General features: G+C 68.9%; 3 protein-coding genes and 1 pseudogene. 3 read left to right on the top strand and 1 reads right to left on the bottom strand.

What is annotated here, in order from left to right:
- Positions 1-320 precede the first annotated feature (320 nt).
- Positions 321-929: a hypothetical protein gene (locus ACWDUZ_RS38470; RefSeq protein ID WP_451636474.1), complete on the top strand. Its 609-nt coding sequence runs from the start codon at positions 321-323 to the stop codon at positions 927-929.
- A 100-nt stretch (positions 930-1,029) separates the two neighbouring features.
- Positions 1,030-1,416, top strand: coding sequence for a VOC family protein (locus ACWDUZ_RS38475; RefSeq protein WP_451636475.1), 387 nt, complete (start codon positions 1,030-1,032; stop codon positions 1,414-1,416).
- A 34-nt stretch (positions 1,417-1,450) separates the two neighbouring features.
- On the opposite strand, the gene ACWDUZ_RS38480 is transcribed toward ACWDUZ_RS38475, so the two are convergent.
- The gene (locus ACWDUZ_RS38480; protein ID WP_451636476.1) at positions 1,451-2,362 is read right to left on the bottom strand and encodes a class I SAM-dependent methyltransferase; all 912 of its coding nucleotides are present in this window, start codon (positions 2,360-2,362) and stop codon (positions 1,451-1,453) included.
- 195 nt (positions 2,363-2,557) lie between these two features.
- Between ACWDUZ_RS38480 and ACWDUZ_RS38485 the strand changes: the two are divergent.
- A pseudogene (locus ACWDUZ_RS38485) lies at positions 2,558-2,637 on the top strand (SpoIIE family protein phosphatase); the annotation flags it as partial.

Raw genomic sequence — 2,637 nt, forward strand, 5'->3', positions numbered from 1 at the left:
GACTGACTATTGGTCCGTCAAGGTGATCTTCTGACGGCCCCTCACCCGTCAGCGCCTCCGGTGGTCGGAAACCCCCGGCGCGTCACTGCTTGACATTCAAAGGAGGGTTCTGTAGCGAGGCGGCGCTTGGGCGAAGGCGGCTTCGCGCGCCGCGGCGGCTTTCCCGGCGTCGCCCTCATGCGGCGAGCGCCGTGTTTCCACCTGCCTGGACTCACGCTGTCACACCGGCGACATGCCCGAAATGACAGCATTGTTGACTCTCGTTAGGTTCCTCGCAGGTCGGTCGTCCGGCCGACGTCCGTGAGACCGGGAGAAGTGACATGCCCCCACGTAAATTCGTCGTGACCGCTGCCGGAGTAGGCACGGCAGTCCTCGCAGCAGCCGGCATCGCCTACGCCGCGACCACCGACTCGGCGCCGGCGGCTCCGTCCGCCCACCGGGCCGCCTCGACCGCGCACCGGGCGGCCGCCCCCGCTCAGCGGCCGGCCAAGCCAGCCCAGCCGCCCGCCGCTGCCGAGGCCCCCTCCGGCCAGGACGCGGGCGGAGAGAAGGACGAGGACCGGGGCACGGGCGGAGACAGGGACGAGGGCCGCGACCGGGGCGACGGCGGACGTGGCCACGGCTACGAGGAACAGGGAAGGATCTACTTCAACGAACGCACCTACTCCGCGACCGGTGAGGGCTGTGTCACCGCGGCCAGCGGACTGGGCTCCAGCAGCTTCAGCATCTACAACGACAGCAAGTGGACCGTCGAGGTCTACCGCGGTTTCACCTGTGACAACGGCGCCCCGGTCGCCACCGTGGGGCCCCACGGCGCCACCAACGGCGTGGTCACCACCACCATCCAGGACAACCAGGGCTTCGGCCTGTTCCATGACGACGGCGTCGTGGGCAGCTTCCGGGTGATCCGCGACTACGACGAGTGGTGACCTGGCTGTCCCGGGAGCATCCCGGACCGTTGGTCGTGGGTCCCGTGGCTGCTTAACCTGGAGTGTGGTCTTGGCATCTATGGGGCAGGAGGTCTGACCCATGGCCGTAGAGCTGAACCACACGATCGTGGCCGCGCACGACAAGCACACCTCGGCCCGGTTCCTCGCCGACATCCTGGGGCTCGAGGTGCGCCCGGAGTACGGGCCGTTCGTACCCGTCGAGATCCAGAACGGGGTGACCCTCGACTATCTCGACACGACCGAGTCGGTCACGCCCCAGCACTACGCCTTCCTGGTCTCCGAGGAAGACTTCGACTCGATATTCGGCCGCATCCGGAACTCGGGCCTGACCTACTGGGCGGACCCGTTCCACCGACGTCCTGGCGAGATCAACCACAGGGACGGGGGCCGGGGAGCGTACTTCGAAGATCCGAACGGTCACAACATGGAGATCCTCACGAGGCCGTACGGGAGCGGCGGGGACTGAGACGTCGAGACGGCTGCGCGGACGTGCTCGGGGGTCAGCGCCTTCTCGCGCGTGCGTTGCGTATCGCCCGTGTGACGACCGGTGGCAGCAGGTCGACGGCGAGCCGCCGGACGCGGCTTGCGCGCCGAGGCGCGGACCGCGCGGTGGCCGGCGCCGAAGACGCGGACGCCGCCCGGGCGGTCCGGGGCGCATACCTGGACGGCGGAAACGCCGGAGGCGCCATACCTTTGGACTTCAGCCGGATGATCCGCTGCCCGGCTGCCTCCTGGACGCTGACGTGGCAGTCGGACCGCTGCCGTGCCATGGCCAGCAAGTCCTTCTGTGCCGGTTCGGGATCGCCCCAGGTGCCGTAGAGCTTCTGCGTGCTCAGGCAGACGAGGTGCAGACCACGGTTGAGCACGGCCTCCCATGCGGCCATGGCCACCCCGGGCGTGTGCTCGGACCGGAAGTCGTCGAGGACGACGATGCCGTCGGGCAGCAGCAGGTCGCGGGCGGTCTCTATGTCCCCGCGCACATGCTCGTACAGGTGGGAGGCGTCGATGTGCACGAACCGGCAGGTTCGGGGCTCGACCTCCGGGCGCACCAGGGAACTGGGGCCCTGGAGCACCCGGGGAAGCTCGTCGTGGAAGGAGAGGTAGTTCGTCTCGAAGGCGTGCCGGGTCAGCGCGCTGTAGGAGCGCGCCGACTCGGTCCGGTTGGCGTCGTCCGGTGCGTCGCCCTCGAAGAGATCACACACGGTGTACCTCTCACCCGGCTGCCGGTGCCGGCCGATGAAGATGGCGCTCTTGCCCATGTAGGCACCGACCTCCAATAGGTCGCCGCGGACCCCGGCCGTCTCCTGCCGCTCCAGGAACCAGTCGAAGAGCACCTGGTCGAGCACGGGAAACCAGCCCGGCACCTCGTCGAGACGGTGAGGCGGCCGCGTCGGTTCCTGGTTGGTGGTCATGGTGCGGTGGCACTCCCTCGGTACGGCAGACTGTGGGATTCCTGTCCTGCGGAAAGCCTGTGGAACATGGCGGCTGGCGCACCACCGCCCCTACCCCGTGCCGTGGTGTGAAACCCAGGAAGTGGCGAACGGCCGCCCGGCAGCGGAGGCGGACGCGCGGAACCCCGGCCCGATTACGGCGAGGACACCAGGCTCTTCGCCACCTGCTGCTGTATGTGGCTGGACCTGGACACCGGTGAGGCCACCATCGCCAGCGCCGGCCATCCCACGCCAGT

Source organism: Streptomyces sp. NPDC003393, assembly GCF_053589015.1.